A 17,669-nucleotide genomic window follows, 5' to 3' on the forward strand; every position below is an offset into this window, starting at 1 on the left:
AAAGGAGTTGCGCTGGTATGGATTTCCTCGACCTCACCCATCAAATCGCGGCCGAGCTCGCAGACGGGTGGCGCGCAGAGGGGGGATACATGACCCGCCGCCACGCTGTGCTCGCGGGCCCGGCGGATCAGTCGTTGACGATCACCCACGGCGATGATTCCTCACGCCACGCCGATCACGGCCGTCTGCGCATCGAAGGCACCTACACCCGGTTCAGCGCCCACCGCTATCGCGGCGACCCCGACCATGTCATCACCGTCGCCGCCCATCGGCCACCCGCCCGGATCGCCGCGGACATCGCGCGACGTCTGCTCCCCGGCTATCAACGCACCCTCGACCGATACCGGGCCAGGGCCCGCGAAGACGCGGCCGTCCTCGCCCGCCGCGACGCGGTGCTCGACGAGTTGGCCGCCGTGCTGGCACCTGTTCGTCGTTCCCGCCAGGACCGGATCGATTTCGGCGATCTCACCGACCCGGTATCTGCCTCGATCCGGGTGCTTGTGGTGAGGCCGAAGTGAAGCTGCGCCTGGGCGGCGGCCGCGTTCTCCACCTCGCCCGCCACCTCGCCGCGCAACGCACGATGGGAACGGTGTGAACCCCGCCCCGCGTGCCGCGGCCGACGCTCGCGTGCACCACTGCCCCAACGCCTCGCGGGTCGGGGTCGCGATCCACAGCGCTGCCCGCGGGTTCCATGTGTTTCCCTTGCACGCGGGCAGCAAGGCACCCGCGATCGAGAACTGGGAGAACGCCGCCACCGTCGATCCCGCCCGCATTCGCTCGTGGTGGCTGCGCTGGCCCGAGAGAAACATCGGTATCGCCTGCGGGCCCAGTCGACTACACGTGCTCGACCTCGACACCAGCCACGACCAGCCCCCACCCCCGCGGTGGGCCGGAGCCCGCGACGGCCGCGACGTCCTCACACGCCTCGCTTCCGAAGCCGGGCATCCGGTCCCGGTGCCAACCTTCGCAGTCGCTACACCCTCGGGCGGGATGCACTTGTACTACCGGCCACCCCCAACCCCGTTGTTGCGCAACACCATCGCCCGCCTCGGGTGGCGCATCGACAGCCGCGGTATCGGCGGCTATGTCGTCGGCCCCGGCTCCGCGCTGCCGTCGGGGCGGTACCGGGTCCTCGACGACCGCGACCCGATCCCGCTACCCCGCTGGCTGGCCGAACTCCTCGCACCACCGCTGCCACCGCTGCTGCCGGTGGGGTCGGCTGCCCATATCACACACCCGGACGTCTACATCGCGGCGGCGCTGCGTAACCAGGCCGACCGGATCCGCCTCGCGCGCACCGGTACACGCCATCGCGCGGTGTTGCTGGCCGCCAACAGCCTCGGACGCCTCGTCGGGCAGGGACTACTCGAACGCGACCACGCCTACCGCGTCCTTTCCGATGCTGCGGCACAGCACGTCGGTATCGACGGATTCACCGACACCGAAGCCGCACGCACCATCGGCGACGGCCTCACCTACGCCGCCACCCACACCAGCCGGTCGCCTGACCGCCCCACACCAGAGAGGTAGCAGTACCCACCGGTTCACCGCCCGCCAGCACTGAACATTTTCGCTGTGCCGCTGCACGGTCTGTAGATGCGGTTGCAAACCGGTCGATTCACCCTGTCTGTCCATCTTTGCGGCCCGCCGCAGCGACCGGCGATCCTCACCGCGCGAACACCACCGCCGCCGAGGAGTGCACCCGGCACTGTCGACGCGTTTGGGGATAGGTTCCTGAACTGGCGAGTACCGCCGTATCCCGCTGACGCCAGCGTTAGTCTGGACAGCAGGGGTCGGGTCGCCCGGGGGGTAACGCTTCACACAGCCCACTGATCGGTTCCGATGCTGCCCGCGTCCATGCCTTTTCGGTATTGGCGCCGAGGTGTCGGCGGCACGGGAAAACTGATCACTGCGTGCTGATAAAGGGTCAGGATTGACGTGCTGTTGACACGAGGCGCGAGAGTGGATGCACGCCAACCCCTCCGGAGTGTATCCACTATCTCCCCCTCCTTCGCGCCGGACACCTGTTGCGTTCTGTGCGGCCGCCGCCCTCGCATCCACACACCCCCGCGTCTGGTCGCTCGCCGACTTTCGCCAACTCGCTGATTCGTGCCCGGCCTCGCACACCCGATGCCGGCGCACCTGATCCGGTGTCGCCCTCGGCCTGAGCCGCACTTCATTCACCAATTCCCAGGGAGGACCACCGTGGCCGCAGCCACACCTTCGCAGGAACGCCAGCTCGCGTGGGCGATCCTCGCCCGCGCCGTCCTGCACAGCGTCAACGGTGTGGGCGCGGCGCCGGGTGATCTCGACTCGGTCGAACACCTTGCCGACCAGCTCACCGGTCGACGACCGGACCCCATGTCCCGCACGACCGTCGGGGAGCTGGCCGCCGAGGATCTCGAACGCGCAGCGAAAGTAGGGGCGCGGCTGCCGACCCGCGACGACCCGCACTGGGCGGCACTGGGATTCGACGACCTCACCGTCGCCGACGCCGCTCCGGTCGCGGTGTGGGTCCGCGGCCACGGTGTGCCAGCGACCGGCCTGCGGGCCGGGGTGGTCGGGGCGCGGGCGATCACCGAACGCGGCCAACGGATCACCGGGGAGGTTGCCGCCGTGTTGGCTGAGCGTGGTTGGCATATCGTCAGCGGCGGCGCCTATGGCGTGGACGCCGTCGCGCATCGGGCCGTGCTCGCCCACGCGGCGGGCACGACCGTGGTCCTGGCCAACGGCGTGGATCGCGCATACCCGTATCCGCATCGGGAGTTGTTCGACCGGATCGCCGAGTCGGGGGCGATTGTGTCGGAGTACCCGCCGGGCAGCGGACCCAGCCGTGACCGGTTCTTGCGGCGCAACCGGCGTGGCGGCGCTGTCGCATGCGGTGGTGGTTCCCGAGGCGGGTCGCTGGTCGGGCACCCTGAACACCGCCGGATGGGCCCACCGGCTGCACCGGCCGGTGTTCGCGGTACCCGGACCCGCCGACGCCGCAGCCTCAGCGGGCTGTCACCGCTTGATCCAGGACCGCCGCGCCGAGCCGGTCACCACCGCCACTGCCCTTCTGGCAGCGATCGACTCACTGTCTCGATGATCCCTCAGCCGCAGCTATGGCGTTTCCTGTCGCTGTCACCGCTGTCCATGGCGGCAGCGCCCTCATCCGATTCGATTGTGTTGGAGGTTGTTGATGTCCTCGAATCCTGTTGCCGTGCAGAGCATGACCCGCGCGGAGTATCAGACCCTCGTCGAGCGCGGCTGTGCCGGTCCGGTCACCGCGATCCCTGACACACCGGGGCTGGAGGGTTGGCGGGCGCAGTTCCCGGACTGGCGCGCCCGGAACTGGACCTTCACCGAAGACGAGCGCTGCGTGCTGCGGCTGGCACCGGTCAACCTCACCCGCCAGCGCAATACCCGCGCCGCCTGACACCCGGCCCCTACCCGCGGCCCCAGATTCCCAGGCGCGCTTGGGCCTATCCCGTATCCGCATTTTCGGCGCGGCACCGCACCCCGGACGTCCGGGGTGCGGTGCCGCGCCGTCTCTTATGTGAGGAGATCACCGTGAGCACTGCCTCGCTGTCCGTCGTCCCCGACACCAGCACCGAACAGCCCGACACGAGCCCCACGCCCGACATCGTGGATATCGAGGGCACCGATGTGGAGCCCGACGCCCCCACCGATTCCGATCCGATCGTGTCACCGCCACCGCAGGCTGAGGCGGCGTACATGGATCCGAATGCGCTGCTGATAGACGAGAACGTGCGCACGACGATCGATCTGGATGCCTATTCCAAGGAGAAGGCGTCGATCAGCATGTTCGGGGTGCGGGCCCCGGCGTTGGCCGAGCGTGAGCCCGATGGGTCGGTGCACGTCTACGACGGCCAATTGCGGGTGCTGCTGGCCCGCGAGGTCGGCCTGGCGAGGGTGCCGGTGTGGATCACCGATGCCGACCTGACCGTCGAGGACAACGAACGCCGCATTGCGCGCACGATCGACCAGATCAACCTCAATGACCGCCGGATCCCGTTACTCGATGCCGACCGCGCCAGCGGTGTCGCGCTCACCCTGGAGTTGGGGGCGAGCCCTACGCGGGTGGCCGAAGGGTTGCAGCGCAAGCGATCCGAGATCACCAAGACCGCCGCTATCGGGGCGTCACCGACCGCGAAACGGCTCCTGACCGAGGGGCGGCAGCTCGATTTCGATCAGCTCGCGATCATCGCCGACTACGAACGCCGCGGCGACACCGACGCCGTGGCGCGCCTGGAACGCGCCGGACGCTACGAGTTCACCTACGTGCACAAGCGCATCGACAACGAACGCGCCGCGACCCGCGCCCTGCTGCAAGCCGCACTCCCGTATGCCGCTTACGGATTCGGCATCCTGACCGCCGAACCCGACAGCGATGCCGGATTCGTGCCCGCCGCCACGCTCACTACCTCCGCCGGTGATCCGGTCACCGCCGAGGATCTGCATGCCGACCCGCAGCAGTGGGTGGTGTGGTTGGCGGTGGAGAAGAACGCACTGCTCGTCGATAAGGAAACCGGTGCGCTCGTCGAATCCGAGGCCGTGGACTGGAACACCCGCGCCAACCCCGACGCCGAACCTGGCGAGGGACTGCGCCACGCCGAGTCGGTGCAGCGCGCGGATCGGTGGACCCCGACCTATTACCTGCCCGAGGATGCGCTGGCGGGTAGCGGATTCCAGGTCGTGGTGGTCGAACCCGACCCGCAGGTCGAAGCCGATATCGCAGCCGAGTGGGAGCAGGCTCGGCTGGCGCGGCGGCGGGTGATCGAGTTGAACGTGCGGGGAGAGGCCGCCAACGATCGCCGCAACAAATTCCTGCCGCAACTGGTGGCCGGTGCCACCCTGCACCGGGCCACTGCCAGGTTCGTCGCCGAAGCCCTCGCGCACAAACTCAACCCCGTCGAGCGCACGAAAGTGGCCTCACTGCTGCGGATCGACGCCTCAATCGAGGCGTTGGTCACCGCGATCAGCAACGCCTCACCCAACCGGGCGTGGATGATCGTGCTCGCAATGCAGATCGCCTGCGCCGAACTCGCGATCGGCAAGAGCTTGTGGCGCGACGCCCTGCCCGCCACGCAGCGGTATCTGCGGTTCCTCGACGAGGCCACCGCCGATCCCGACATCGACTTCGCCCTGGTCGACGTCGAACAGGCCGCCGCCAAACTCATCGACTACCACGACATCGACATCGAGTCCTGAACCAGCACACCACAACCCGCACCGGCCCACCACGGATCTGTTCGTGGTGGGCCGGTGCTCGTCACTCACCCGAATAGAAACAGATCACCCTCATGGCCGCAGACACCTGTCCTCATCGTGATCGGTTCTGACCGCCGACCCCGACCTGAAGCTCACCCGAGTTGGTGTGGCTGTTCGCTGTCCAACCGCATCGGCTGCCCCCGCGCGGCGGCTGCGGTGACGAACACGGACCCGACGGGCACCGCCACGACCGCGGCCGCGTCCACGCCGCGCACCGCCACGACAACGTCATCGGTCACGCCCGCGCCCGAGGTGTGCTGCCGCTGCGCCGATTGACCGAAGTCATCGACCCCCACGACCAGCCGACGCACTGACCGCTCATGCCGCAGGCGCGCCCGGTCATCGCACACACATCCCGCGACAGAGAGGACTTCCATGCCCGACGACACCGATGACGCTCTATCGCGCTTATTCGACCAGTTGACCGGTGATCTGGATCGGGTTTCCCGGGATTGTGTTCCGGGCGAGTCGCTGCATGTCGATGACCCCGGTGAATTGATCGCGGCGGTGCCCGCGATGGTCGGGTTCGTCCCCGAACGCTCGCTGGTGGCGGCAGTACTTCGCGAATCCGGTGATCCCCGCCAAGCTCCCGTCATCGACGCGGTGCTGCGGCTGGATCTCGACATCGACGACAGCCACCCGGGTCGGGCGGATGCTTACGCCGACGCCGTCGCCACGATCTGCGCCACCGAGAACGCGACCATGGTGCTCGCGGTCATCGTCGATGACCGGATGAGCGAACCCCACGACACACAGCCCCCGACCGGTTCGGATATCGGGCCGTGGGGGCGGCTGATCGCCGCGTTCACCAGTTGCTTGGCCGAGGAGGACATCGTGGTCGCGGGCGCGTGGGCGGTCCGCGCCCTCGAACCGGGGCAACGCTGGTGGGATCTGCTCGGACCCAACAGTCATGGGACACTGCCGGATCCGGCCGCCTCGATGGTGACCCTCGCCCATGTGCTGCGGGGGCGGCCGATCCGCAGCACCCGCTCCGAACTCACCGAACTGCTGACCCCCGACACCGAACTAGCCACCGAGGTCGCCGCGGATCTCGACGAGGCCCTCCGGCAGGCGTACGACCGGTATGCCGAGGCCGTGCGCCGCGGCGATCCCGACAGCTATCACCGGCAGGGGGTGGAGTGGGTGCTGTGGCGGGTCGCCGACACCGACTCCGGGATCGCGCTCACCGCAGGACAGTACGCCGAATTGGCTGCGGCGCTGCGGGATCGGATGGTGCGTGATTCGTTGTTCGCTCTTGCGGTGGGTGAGCACGCCGAGGCCGCCGAACGGCTGTGGCTGGCTTCGGCTCGGGCACTGTCGGGCTGCGACCGCGCTGATGCCGCAACACTTCTCGCCTACAGCGCCTACATCCGCGGCGACGGACCGCTCGCCGGTATCGCCCTGCAAGCCGCCCTACACACCGACCCGACACACTCGATGGCGATCCTCCTCGAAACCTCACTGCGCAGCGGAATACGCCCGCACACCGTGCGCCGACTCGCCCACACCGGACGCGGCATCGCCGCCGACCTCGGCGTCGATCTGGGACCGATCCCCCACTGACCCGGCCCGCATCCACACCTACACCGCCCGTGGCGGTTCCTCAGCTACCGCGGAGTCGGTTCCGTCGCCTGAACCCCGTCCGATCCGCTGGCTGCCCTCAGCGGTGGCCGCCATCGCGCGGTCCGTGTGGGCCTGGGTGCGCGATTGCTGTTCTCATCCACTAACATTCGAAGGAGTACTCGGCATGGTTGCAGATACGGTCGTTACGGTCATAGGGAATCTGACCGCGGATCCTGAACTTCGGTTCACGCCCAATGGTGTGGCGGTCCTCGATTTCACCGTCGCTTCCACTCCCCGCTACCGCGACCCCAGCAGCGGGGAGTGGAAAGACGGCGAGGCGTTGTTCCTGCGCTGTAACCTTTGGCGCGAGGCGGCGGAGAACGCCGCCGAGTCCCTGTCCCGCGGAGCCAGGGTCGTCGTGTCCGGTCGGCTCAAGCAACGCCGCTGGCAGACCCCCGACGGCCAGAACCGCACCGTCGTTGAGCTCGAGGTCGACGAGGTCGGGCCCTCGTTGCGTTTCGCCACCGCGAAAGTCACTCGCACCAAACGCAACACCAACGGCAACGGCAACGGCAACGGCAACGGCAACGGCTCATCCTCGGCCGGACGCTCCGATACCGGTGACCGCGCCCGGGACCTGGTCGGCGCGGCAGCGGCCACCGGCGGCGGGGATGGCTGGTCGGCCGATCCGTGGGCGGTGAACACCGCGGGTTCCTTCGGCGGCGGCACCGGCAACGACGACCCCCAGTTCTAATTCACTTTCCCTCGCACGTGAGCGGTGCCTGGCGGTTGTCGCCGGGCACCGTGTCGACCGTTGACGCGAATCCCGCTGTGTCCATTCCACTTCCGTGATCAGGAGACCTGTTGTGACCATTGCTTTCCCCACCGCGATCGCGGTGACCCCATGCTGACCGATATCGCCGCCCTCGACGAGCTGATCGACACCGATCCCGCTCGGGCCCGCCAACAGTTCCGGCAGGCGTTGAAAATCCTCACCCCGGCCGACTGGGCGCTTCTCGGTCTCATCCACCGTGGGTTCGCCGACACCCCGGAAACGGCACTGGCGCGGGTGGTCTCGATCGCCAACACCCGTATCGGCAAGCCCGACACCGGATCCGACCCCAGCACAGATCCCGGCGAGGGCCTCTACGCCCTGGCCGACGCCGCCGAGATCCCGGTGGAGGACGAACTCGCTCCGTGGGCGCGCACTCCCGTCCGCGAGGCCGGTCACGATCTTCGCCTGCACGCGACCCCGAGCACGACCACCGACGCGAGGCGCGAGACCGCTGAGGCGGTCGCGGCCCGACGCGCACGCCACACCCCGCGCCCTCTCGGACCGAGCGTGTTGCGGCATCGCGCCCGCGACGAGCGAGCCGCCCAGCGTCGCCGCCGCGCCGAGGCCGACGCGGACGCCTACTTCGCGCAGCGACCACCGTTGGTGGCCTGACCTTCCCGCACAGGAAGAAGCAGAAAGGAAAGCGGTTGGGGTGGGTGTCCGGGGTGTTCGTCTGGTCGAGCGCCCCGCCTGACTGAAGGGCTACCAGGGTGGCGTCCGCCGCGCCTGCGGGCCCGCGCCCGTGCGTGCACGAATTTCCCTCCGGCGAGACCGCCAGCCGCTCAGGTGTGGGTTGGGTTGTGTGCGCGGGAAATTCGCGCCCACCCGTTTCGGCGCGTTCCCTCCGCCGCGTCGTTCACCACCCTGGTCGATCGCCCTTCAGGCGGGTCACCCGACCAGCCGCCCACCCCTCGTGTTGCGAAAAGCGCACGCGATCTCTCGGGGTGGGTTTCCTTTTTCCTCGCGAGACAGGACATTCGTCATGCCCAGTGCTTTCCTCGATGCTCTGTTCCACCTGGACCGCCTCTTCCACCTCGACAGCCCGCGCCTCGCGCGCGAAATGTTCCCCGATGTACTCGCTCTCGCGACACCGGCCGAGCGTGCGTTCCTCGACGAGCTCACCGACACCTTCACCCGCTACCCGTTCGCGACCGCGCACAAACGGCTCGACGCGATGTGGAAGACAGCCGACCCAGAACGGCGGGAGCTGATCAACCGCTGCACCCCCGACACCGACCCCGGCCTTCACTCCCGAGAGCTACCAGAGATCTTCGAAGTCTCTCTCGCCGCCGCCGAACTCCCGCCGATGCCAGTACGTGACCGCTACCGGCCGCTGATCACCCAGCGTGCGCCCTCGCGAGCCACCGACGCTGCCCGCCTCGCCCCCGACAAGGTCGCCGCGCGCACCCAAGCCCGCCCGGTCCCGACGCCGAGCACTCCTGGGGATCACCGTGCCCACCTGCTGCCGTATGCGATCGCGACCGAGGCAATCCTCACCGGGTACGTGACCGGCACAATGTTCACCGACGGCACCACCATCGCTGATCCCAACGCCGCGCCCGAACCGCCGCAGCGCCCGATCGATGTTCCGGTGCCCGATCCCGATTCCGACGAGGAGCGCGCCAAGCGGCAGCGCCGTCGGTATGCCCGCGACCACGCCGAAGCCACCGAGCTGTGGGACCGCGTCTACGTCAACTATGTTGCGGGCCAGTACGACACCGAGCACCGCGCCGCCTGGAACGCCCAACACGAGGGCGAGCGCGACGGCGAGACGTTGGACGAACGCGCCAGCGACTACTTCGACAGCCACGACGAGACAGCGGCGCGGGATCGGCGCTCGCGCCGACGCGGGCAGGGTGGTGCGCCGCGGCGCGGTGGCCGGATCACCGAGGACGAGGCGAAGGCATTCGCCGACGCCCGCACCGGGTTGCGGGTGCGTGACGACGCCCGTCCGCAGATCCCGAACCAGGGCAACGGCCTCGACTACGACAACGCAGCGATGGTCCCGGTCATGGGATGGCGGTGCGTGTCCTGCTTCATCGAACGACCCATGACCGACCAGCGGCCCATCCACATCCGAGGCGAACAGTTGGTTTCCGATGACGGGCTCTGCGATTCCTGCCGCGCCGACGCCCGTCCCGGGATCGCGCCGCTGCCCGAGGAGTTCACCACCGAGGACTTCGTGGTCTCTCGCTGTGAATTCCTCGCCGCCACCTACCCTGCGGCCGCGCACGCTCTGATCGTCGAGGTGTGGCACCGGGCGGCACCGCACCCGATCTGCCGCCACATCACGCGCTTCCTCGCCGCTCATCCCGAGCTGACCCCGAACCCGGCCAAGCCGCTCCAACGCGCCGCCGAGGTTGCCGCCACCGAGGTAGCACCACGTCCCCGCGCCGCCGCGCGGAACCGGCGGGCGAAGTTGGGAGCCGATCAGCGTCACGGCCGCTGCGACGGCTGCACCCGCTACACCGTCATCCACACCGACAACTACTGCCTCACCTGCCGGATCGATCTCGGCCTCGTACCCGCCCGGCCCCGTCAGTCCCAAGCGGCCTGACCCGACATCCGCTGTCTCCCTTTGATCGCCGGTCCGCCGTGGCTGCCTCACGCCCACGGCGGACCGGTCCACCACCAACTCGAACCTCGAGGAGCTCTCGTGATGCACCGATATCCGACCGGCCTCCGCCGCCTCACCCGAGCGTTGCGCCGCGCATTCGCACCGCACCGCCGTGCCGTCACCGTGCGAGTGTTCCTTAACCGCGACCCGCACTCCCTGCTCCACGGCTACACCCGCGACGCGCCGCTGGTCCTCGCCTACGAATACAACGTCACCACCGCAGCTGCCCCGGCCGACGCGGTGATCCTCGAACGCGCCTTCGCCGCGTTCAACAGCCACCCTGAGCACCCCGACGACCACGCCCACGCCGACGCGTGGGCCGAGAAACCGTTGCGGTCGCTGTCGGTCGGCGACGTCGTCGCCATCGAGGACCGCTACTACGCCTGCGAGTCCAGTGGGTGGATGCGCATCGCCGCACCACTCGACTGAGCGCTCGAACAGCGGACCGGACGCCACCACCGACATCCCCTCACTCCCGCTCCGACTTGGAGGTACACGCCGTGCCCCACCCCTGGCTCGACTTCCTCTCTGACCACTACTCCTCGATCTGGGTCCTGTGCTGGTTCGCCATCTGCGTGCACTGGGCGCGCCCCCTCACCGAATCTCGCCGCCACTGCCGGTGTTCCACCACCACCGAGCCCGGCACGAGGTAGTCCAGAACCGCTCGCGCACAGCGGCTCCCCGCCGCCCAGACCACCAGCGTCTCTCGCTACCCCGGTCCGTCGCGGTGCCCACTCCCGCGACGGACCGGACACCACCAGCTACCAGCGCCCCTTCAACCCAATCCCCTCCACCATCACCTCACAACTCGCCACCCCCTCCACTACGCTCCCCATCACCACCCAGCGACTTCTTCTCCTCCTCCTACTACTCACCTACTCCCCTCTCTTTATCTCTTTCTCACAAGCACACCTCTTTCATTCGAGGTAACGATTTGATAAAGACCAGGTGTTTTGCTTGATTTGACGAAAAAATAGTCAAATCCAACCCTGGCGTAAATGGCCGGTGGGGTGCTTGATGGATATATGACCGCGACGATCCATAAAGTCGTGGCAGGCAATGGGTATCAATATTATCTGCGCAATGTCGCCGCGAATGATGTGTCGGCTCGTGGCCGTTCCAGCCTCGCCGATTATTACTCCGCTCACGGGGAAGCTCCGGGCCGCTGGCATGGCACGGGCCTGGACGCCTTGGGCCTGCAACCTGGTGCGGAAGTCACCGAGGAGCAGATGAAATCCCTGTTCGGACTGGGGCGTCATCCGAACGCGGAGGTGATCGAAGCCCGTGTCTACGACGCCGAGATCGGCAAGGGAGCCAAGCACAAAGACGCTGCGCGTGCCGCCGATCAGGCGTCGCGTTTAGGTAATCCGTTTCGGGTTTATGCGGAGGTTTCCGAGTTCCGTAAACGGTGCGCGGACGCTTTCATGCGACACAATATCGAGCACGGATTCGACCCTCATGACGCCATTAGCGATGACGAACGTGCACACATTCGGACCGGTGTCGCGTTCGAAATGTTTCACGAACAGTACGATCGCGCGCCCTTGAATGATCGGGAATTATCCGGGTGGGTGGCGAGAAACTCGCGCCCGAACACCGTCGCGGTCGCCGGTTTCGACATCACTTTCTCCCCGGTGAAATCGGTGTCGACGCTGTGGGCGATCGCGCCACGGGCGGTCGCGGAGAAGGTTGAGCTCGCGCACCAGCGTGCGGTGCGCGACGCCCTCGGCTGGCTCGAACAGCACGCGATCCTCACCAGACTGGGTCGCAACGGTGTGCGCCAGGTCGATGTGGAGGGCATCGTGGCCGCGTGTTTCACCCATCGCGACAGCCGCGCCGGGGACCCGGACCTGCACTCCCACGTGCTCATCGCCAACCGGGTCCGCACCCTAGACGGGCGGTGGCGCACCCTCGACGGCACCGCGATCTACCGCGCGGTGGTCACCGCCTCCGAGATCTACAACACCCGACTGGAACACCACCTCGAAGATCTGGTGGGTGTCGAGTTCGCCGAACGCCCCACACCCGATCCGTCCAAGCGTCCGATCCGCGAAATCGTCGGCATCCCAACCCCGTTGATCCACGCATGGTCCCGACGCGAAGCGGCGATCAAAGAACGCGTCGGAGACCTCGCCGCACGGTTCCAACACCGGTTCGACCGCGAACCGACCCCCACCGAAACGTATGCCCTCGCCCAACAGGCCACCCTGGAAACCCGACCGCCCAAACACCAATTGCGGTCACTCGCCGAGCAACGCAGCACCTGGCGATCCCAAGCGATGGCACTGCTCGGCGGCCGCGAAGCACTCACGTCGATGATCGTCGCCGTCTTGAATCCGATACGGCTCCAGCGTGTCGCAGTGACGACAGCGTGGATCAACCGGACCGCGCAGCGGGTCATCGAGGTGGTTTCCGAGCACCGCTCCACCTGGACTGCCACCAACCTGCGGGCCGAAATCGAACGCCAACTCCGCGGCCACGTACACCGCAGGCACTGGGAACAGGCCGCCGAAGCGGTCCTGGCCGAAACACTCTCACCCGAGCATGTCATCGCGCGCGGTGACCCCGATCTGACCGACGAACCCGAACTGCGAACGGTGCCAGAGCTGTTGCGTCGCCGCGACGGCACCAGCGTCTACACCAGCGCCGGCGCGCAGGTCTACACCTCGGCCAGGATGTTGTCGGTCGAACAGCAACTGATCGACCTGTCGGTGCAGCCCGGCGCACGACAGTTACCGATGAATGCGGTCACCGCGGCGGTACACCGTTACAACACCCGGCATCCGGATCGGCCGCTGAATGCCGGGCAGATCGGCGTGATCCGAGGGTTCGCCTCGTCTGGTTTGCGGGTGCGGACGACCAACGCTCCGGCGGGAACGGGCAAGACCACTGCGATGGCGGTGCTCACCGACGCCTGGCACACCAGCGGCGGCCGGGTCCTCGGGTTGGCGCCGACCGCGGCCGCGGCCGCCGAGTTGGGCAAAGCGATCGGCACCCGGGTGGAGACCGTCGACAAGGTCCTCGACGTCCTGGACCGGCATACACCCGGCCGCGACAACCCCGCCCTGGACCGCGAGCAGCCGCCGTCGCTGCCGCAATGGATCCTCGATATCGACCCCGACACGTTGGTGATCGTCGACGAGCACGTCAAGATCGGCAACCTCAAACGCCTACGCCTACTGCGATTCCTACACGACCGCGGCACGACGATCCGCTGCATCGGCGACCCCCGTCAACTCGCACCGATCGAAGCCGGCGGCGCCGACGCCGACATGGACGCCGCCGCACCCGAAGCGACCATGACCCTCACCCATGTCGTGCGATTCGCCTCCAACGCCGAAGCCACCGCGAGTCTGCAACTACGCGAAGGGGACCCGGCCGCGCTGGGCTGGTATCTCGACAACGGCCGCATCCACGCCGGACACCAAGGCGCCACCCACGACGACGCCTACACCGCCTGGATCACCGACCACCTCGCCGGCCGGAATGCCATCATGTTGGCCGCGACCCACGACATCGTCACCGAACTCAATGCTCGCGCTCGCGCCGATCGCATCGCTCGCAATGGCGGCGTGGTCGGTGCGGAAACTGTTCTGGCCGACGGCCTTCGGGCATCGGTCGGGGACACGATCCGCACCCGCCGCAACAACCGCCGACTACGACTCGGTGACAACGATTGGGTCCGCAACGGCTACCGCTGGACCGTCACCGCCGTGCATTCGGACGGAAGTCTGACCGCAAAACATCTGCGTTCGGACAACGAACTCAGTCACAGTGTGTGGCTTCCCGCCGACTACGTGGCCACCCATGTGCGTCTCGGGTACGCGACAACGATCGATTCCGCGCAAGGAATCACCGCCGATTCGTGTCATGTCGCGCTCACCGGAGGCGAGTCACGCCAACAGCTTTACGTCGCACTCACCCGCGGAATTCACGCCAACCACGCCTACCTACCGACCGCGTTGGACGGTTCGGAAGGCTCGTTCTGGTCCGAACCCGCCGCCTATCCGCGCACCGCCGTGGAAATAATGGTGCGCATTTTCGGGCGCGACGGCGCACAAAAATCGGCGCACACCATGCTGCGCGACGCCCTCGATCCGCACCAGCGGATCGGTCGCGCGCTCGATATCTACCTCGACGCCCTCGGTGTCGCCGCCGAAAACGCCCTCGGCACCGACGGCCTCGAACGCCTCGACGCCGCGGCGGAAGCGCTGCGCCCGGATCTCACCGACAGCCCCGCCTACCCCGTGCTGCGTCAACACTTGGCGACGATCGCGCTGTCCGGGCGCGACCCGATCACCGCGTTACACACCGCCGCGAACGCCCGCGAACTCGACACCGCCGATGATGTTGCCGCCGTATTGGACTGGCGTCTGGATCCCTCCGGCGCACACTCCACCACCGACGCACCCCTGCCATGGGCGTCGGGGATCCCGCGCGGGCTACGCACCGAACTGGACTCCACCCAAGTCACTGCCCGCGCGCGCATCGTCGCCGACCTCTCCACACAAATCCGCACCGACGTACGGACTTGGACACCAGCTTCCGCACCGCACTGGGCTCGCCCGCTCATCGGCTCCGACCCGCGGCTGCTCGAAGATCTCGCCGTGTGGCGGGCCTCCTCACACATCGACGACCGCGATCCGCGCCCGACCGGACCCGCCCGCTACACCGTGCTCGAACGCGAACACCAACAGCTACTCGACGCCCGCGTCACCGACACACTCGGAGATATCCACCTGCCCGCTAACAAGTGGGCGCCGCTGATCACATGCCTGCAACCCCGCATCCTCACCGACCCGTGGTGGCCGATCCTCGCCGACAAAATCGAGGTCGCCGACCGCTCCGGAATCGACATCCAAACCCGACTGACCCACGCCGCAGCGCTCCGAGCGTTGCCCGACGACATGCCCGCCGCGGCCCTGTGGTCGCGACTCGAGCTCGAACTCTCCGCCGCCGAGGCCACCGGCACCGGCAACCTCACACCCGACTGGACCAACGAACTCCACCAGATCCTCGGCGCCGACACCGCGCACCGCGTCATCAACGACCCCGCCTGGCCGCGCCTGGTCGCCGCGATCGACCGCGCCACCAACACCGACTGGACACCAGCCGAACTCCTCACCACCGCACACGAACTCATCCTCGCCGCCCAACCCGACGACGCGGCGAACCTGCGCCCAGACCAGTACGCCAACGCCCTGGCCTGGCGTATCGACGCACTCCTGCACGAACACACCCACCCCACCCAACCCGATTCCCACCCCTCCCCGGAGCCCACCCTGCACCCACCCGAGCACCAACCACACGATCCCCAGCACCGCGACACCACCGCACAACCGCCACCCCAGCCGCCGATCCGGCCACCAACCACCAGCACTGTTGACGAAACCCCACTGTCCGACAGCGCCGCAACCATCGCCGCACTGATCCAGGCGGGTGACCTGCGCACGGCGCGGCGCGCCTTTCGCGATCTCGCCGACACCCTCACCGACGAGCAACGCGACATCATCGAACACGTCGCGACCACTCTCTACCGCAACCACTTCAGCGTCGCCCTCGCGCGACTACGGTGGGCCGCCGACCAATACCCCGAGCACCGCGAACTCATTCGCGACTGCACACCCGCCACCGACCCCCATGTCTACCAATCAGACACAGACCGTCACCAGCCACCGAACCGACCCGACCAGCACATCCGTCCCACCCACCACTACCCCGACCGACGAGACCCCACCCGAATTCACCCGCCCCGCACCGACACCGAGATCGCCGCCGAACGCGCGAGCCAGGACTACCTCGACACCCGCAGCGACCACGACACCGACCCCGAACACCTACCGATACCCGACGGAGTCCCGCACCACTACTACCGCGAAAAGCTCTGGGAAGATTGCTATCCCGACTCCACCGCACCCGACTACGACCGCCAAACCACCGACAAAACCCACGCGCTGCCGTGCGTGTCCTGTGGCATCACACGCGCCCGCATCGACAGCAGACCGCGCCCGCCGCGCCGCAGCGATGACGGCCTCTGCGGCGAATGCCGCACCGACAACCAACCTGGTATCCCCGACCACCCACCCACCGAGCACATCCGCGCGCGCTGCGACCACATCGCCAACACCCACCCACCAAACACCATCCTCGGCGTACTCCGACGCGACTGGCACGCCGCCCGCACCCTCGCCGAACGCCTCGCCATCACAACCTGGGTCGAACAGCATCCCCTGCCCGACACCTCGACCGAACCATCAGCACCACCGTCGGAGCTTCTCCTCGATGTCTCCGATCCGGTGCAGATCCTCACCGACGACCAACTCGCCCAAGCCATCACCGATATCAGCCAGCGCATCGACCTCGCCGAGACCGAAGCCATCATCTACGGACCCGCACCCGGCACAGGCGCCGCCGACACAGCCGCATCCGACACCACCACCTGGCTCCAAGAGGAACTCGTCGAGCTCAACACCGAACACCACCGCCGCACCCAACTCACACCCGAACAAACCGCCGCCGAACACGCCCTACGCGCCCGCCACCAGCACCACGACATCACCGAAGACACCACAGAATTCGAGCCCGAGACGCTCGTCGATCCGTCCCTCGGCTACGACGACATAGGGCTGTGAACAAAATGCACTGACGACATCGGATGAGACAGACCTACCACATCAGCCTGACCCGACCTCGGGCATACAGTCGTCCGTGAAGGAATCCGATCGAATTGATCGCCAGGTCGGCAGCAATCAGCTCGACCTGTTCGGCGACATCGTTATGTAGAACGCCGGGCGCCGAATGGCGCGCTACGCCTTCGGTGCGGGCACAAGGGAGCCGACGTTGACACTGAACGGGAGCGTCCCGGCGCATCGATGACGGACTCGCCGGGCCGGGTGTCGCGTTCCAGTTCCAGGACTTGGACCACCGAAACTCGCCCGCCCACAGCGAAGCTCGACCACTGATAGCCGGACAAGCTGGCATGTGGCGCGTGTAACGGCGCTGACTCTGTCGCGACAGTAACTGCGGCCGTAGTTGTACGGCCGGATCACGTCGAAGTATCGGAAGAGGGGTGGAGCTGGGTGGCGCGGCGCAGGGGGTTCTTTGCTGAACTGCAACACCAGCACAGGCTGGCACAGCAGCGGCAGGCACAACAACAACGAGCAGCGATACGGTCGCACAACATGGCTGTGCGGGAGGCACAACGCTGCGCGCGGGAACAGCAACGGGCAGTGGCAGCGGCCGTGCGCGCTTCGGCCGCCGAACGCGTGGCGGCGGAGAAGGCCGCGCGGAATCTGTCAAACCCGGTGAGACCGTTCAGGCCACGAATTCTGTGTTGATGTTCTCCTTGGCGGGTTCGTTGATCCAGGCGGCCGCGGGCAG

General features: G+C 67.5%; 12 protein-coding genes and 1 pseudogene. 12 read left to right on the forward strand and 1 reads right to left on the reverse strand.

Going from position 1 to position 17,669, the window contains the following annotated elements; all coding sequences use genetic code 11:
• Nucleotides 1-17: 17 nt before the first annotated feature.
• The 6 genes and pseudogenes from ACZ60G_RS40985 to ACZ60G_RS41010 all read left to right on the forward strand — a co-directional run bounded on the left by ACZ60G_RS40985 (nt 18) and on the right by ACZ60G_RS41010 (nt 5,214).
• Nucleotides 18-518, forward strand: coding sequence for a hypothetical protein (locus ACZ60G_RS40985; RefSeq protein ID WP_465817357.1), 501 nt, complete (start codon nt 18-20; stop codon nt 516-518).
• 73 nt (nt 519-591) lie between these two features.
• A complete protein-coding gene (locus ACZ60G_RS40990) occupies nt 592-1,530 on the forward strand; it encodes a bifunctional DNA primase/polymerase (RefSeq protein WP_465817358.1) in 939 nt (312 codons plus the stop codon).
• Between the two features lie 831 nt (nt 1,531-2,361).
• A pseudogene (locus ACZ60G_RS40995) lies at nt 2,362-2,847 on the forward strand (DNA-processing protein DprA); the annotation flags it as partial.
• 37 nt (nt 2,848-2,884) lie between these two features.
• Nucleotides 2,885-3,088, forward strand: a complete 204-nt coding sequence (locus ACZ60G_RS41000) for a DNA-processing protein DprA (RefSeq protein WP_465817382.1) — start codon at nt 2,885-2,887, stop codon at nt 3,086-3,088.
• A 123-nt stretch (nt 3,089-3,211) separates the two neighbouring features.
• Nucleotides 3,212-3,418 carry a hypothetical protein gene (locus ACZ60G_RS41005; RefSeq protein ID WP_465817359.1) on the forward strand — a complete coding sequence of 69 codons (207 nt, stop codon included), beginning with the start codon at nt 3,212-3,214 and terminating at the stop codon, nt 3,416-3,418.
• A 134-nt stretch (nt 3,419-3,552) separates the two neighbouring features.
• A complete protein-coding gene (locus tag ACZ60G_RS41010; RefSeq protein ID WP_465817360.1) occupies nt 3,553-5,214 on the forward strand; it encodes a hypothetical protein in 1,662 nt (553 codons plus the stop codon).
• Nucleotides 5,215-5,366: 152 nt separating this feature from the next.
• On the opposite strand, the gene ACZ60G_RS41015 is transcribed toward ACZ60G_RS41010, so the two are convergent.
• The gene (locus ACZ60G_RS41015) at nt 5,367-5,585 is read right to left on the reverse strand and encodes a hypothetical protein (RefSeq protein WP_465817362.1); all 219 of its coding nucleotides are present in this window, start codon (nt 5,583-5,585) and stop codon (nt 5,367-5,369) included.
• Nucleotides 5,586-5,649: 64 nt separating this feature from the next.
• Between ACZ60G_RS41015 and ACZ60G_RS41020 the strand changes: the two genes are divergently transcribed.
• The 6 genes from ACZ60G_RS41020 to mobF all read left to right on the forward strand — a co-directional run bounded on the left by ACZ60G_RS41020 (nt 5,650) and on the right by mobF (nt 16,921).
• Nucleotides 5,650-6,837, forward strand: a complete 1,188-nt coding sequence (locus ACZ60G_RS41020; RefSeq protein ID WP_465817363.1) for a DUF4192 domain-containing protein — start codon at nt 5,650-5,652, stop codon at nt 6,835-6,837.
• Nucleotides 6,838-7,021: 184 nt separating this feature from the next.
• A complete protein-coding gene (locus ACZ60G_RS41025; RefSeq protein WP_465817365.1) occupies nt 7,022-7,591 on the forward strand; it encodes a single-stranded DNA-binding protein in 570 nt (189 codons plus the stop codon).
• Nucleotides 7,592-7,741: 150 nt separating this feature from the next.
• Nucleotides 7,742-8,284 carry a hypothetical protein gene (locus tag ACZ60G_RS41030; RefSeq protein WP_465817367.1) on the forward strand — a complete coding sequence of 181 codons (543 nt, stop codon included), beginning with the start codon at nt 7,742-7,744 and terminating at the stop codon, nt 8,282-8,284.
• Nucleotides 8,285-8,654: 370 nt separating this feature from the next.
• The gene (locus ACZ60G_RS41035) at nt 8,655-10,229 is read left to right on the forward strand and encodes a hypothetical protein (protein ID WP_465817369.1); all 1,575 of its coding nucleotides are present in this window, start codon (nt 8,655-8,657) and stop codon (nt 10,227-10,229) included.
• Nucleotides 10,230-10,331: 102 nt separating this feature from the next.
• Nucleotides 10,332-10,718, forward strand: a complete 387-nt coding sequence (locus tag ACZ60G_RS41040; RefSeq protein ID WP_465817371.1) for a hypothetical protein — start codon at nt 10,332-10,334, stop codon at nt 10,716-10,718.
• Nucleotides 10,719-11,314: 596 nt separating this feature from the next.
• On the forward strand, nt 11,315-16,921 hold the full coding sequence (mobF, locus tag ACZ60G_RS41045; protein ID WP_465817373.1) for a MobF family relaxase: 5,607 nt from the start codon (nt 11,315-11,317) through the stop codon (nt 16,919-16,921).
• The last annotated feature ends 748 nt before the right edge of the window (nt 16,922-17,669 follow it).

Source organism: Nocardia sp. NPDC102475 (assembly GCF_055584605.1).

Bases quoted from the DNA above. Each gene is read 5' to 3' on its own strand.
- mobF (WP_465817373.1), top strand. From the start codon at position 11,315: ATGACCGCGACGATCCATAAAGTCGTGGCAGGCAATGGGTATCAATAT.
- ACZ60G_RS41030 (WP_465817367.1), top strand. From the start codon at position 7,742: ATGCTGACCGATATCGCCGCCCTCGACGAGCTGATCGACACCGATCCC.
- ACZ60G_RS40985 (WP_465817357.1), top strand. From the start codon at position 18: ATGGATTTCCTCGACCTCACCCATCAAATCGCGGCCGAGCTCGCAGAC.
- ACZ60G_RS41040 (WP_465817371.1), top strand. From the start codon at position 10,332: ATGCACCGATATCCGACCGGCCTCCGCCGCCTCACCCGAGCGTTGCGC.
- ACZ60G_RS41005 (WP_465817359.1), top strand. From the start codon at position 3,212: ATGACCCGCGCGGAGTATCAGACCCTCGTCGAGCGCGGCTGTGCCGGT.
- ACZ60G_RS41025 (WP_465817365.1), top strand. From the start codon at position 7,022: ATGGTTGCAGATACGGTCGTTACGGTCATAGGGAATCTGACCGCGGAT.
- ACZ60G_RS41020 (WP_465817363.1), top strand. From the start codon at position 5,650: ATGCCCGACGACACCGATGACGCTCTATCGCGCTTATTCGACCAGTTG.
- ACZ60G_RS41035 (WP_465817369.1), top strand. From the start codon at position 8,655: ATGCCCAGTGCTTTCCTCGATGCTCTGTTCCACCTGGACCGCCTCTTC.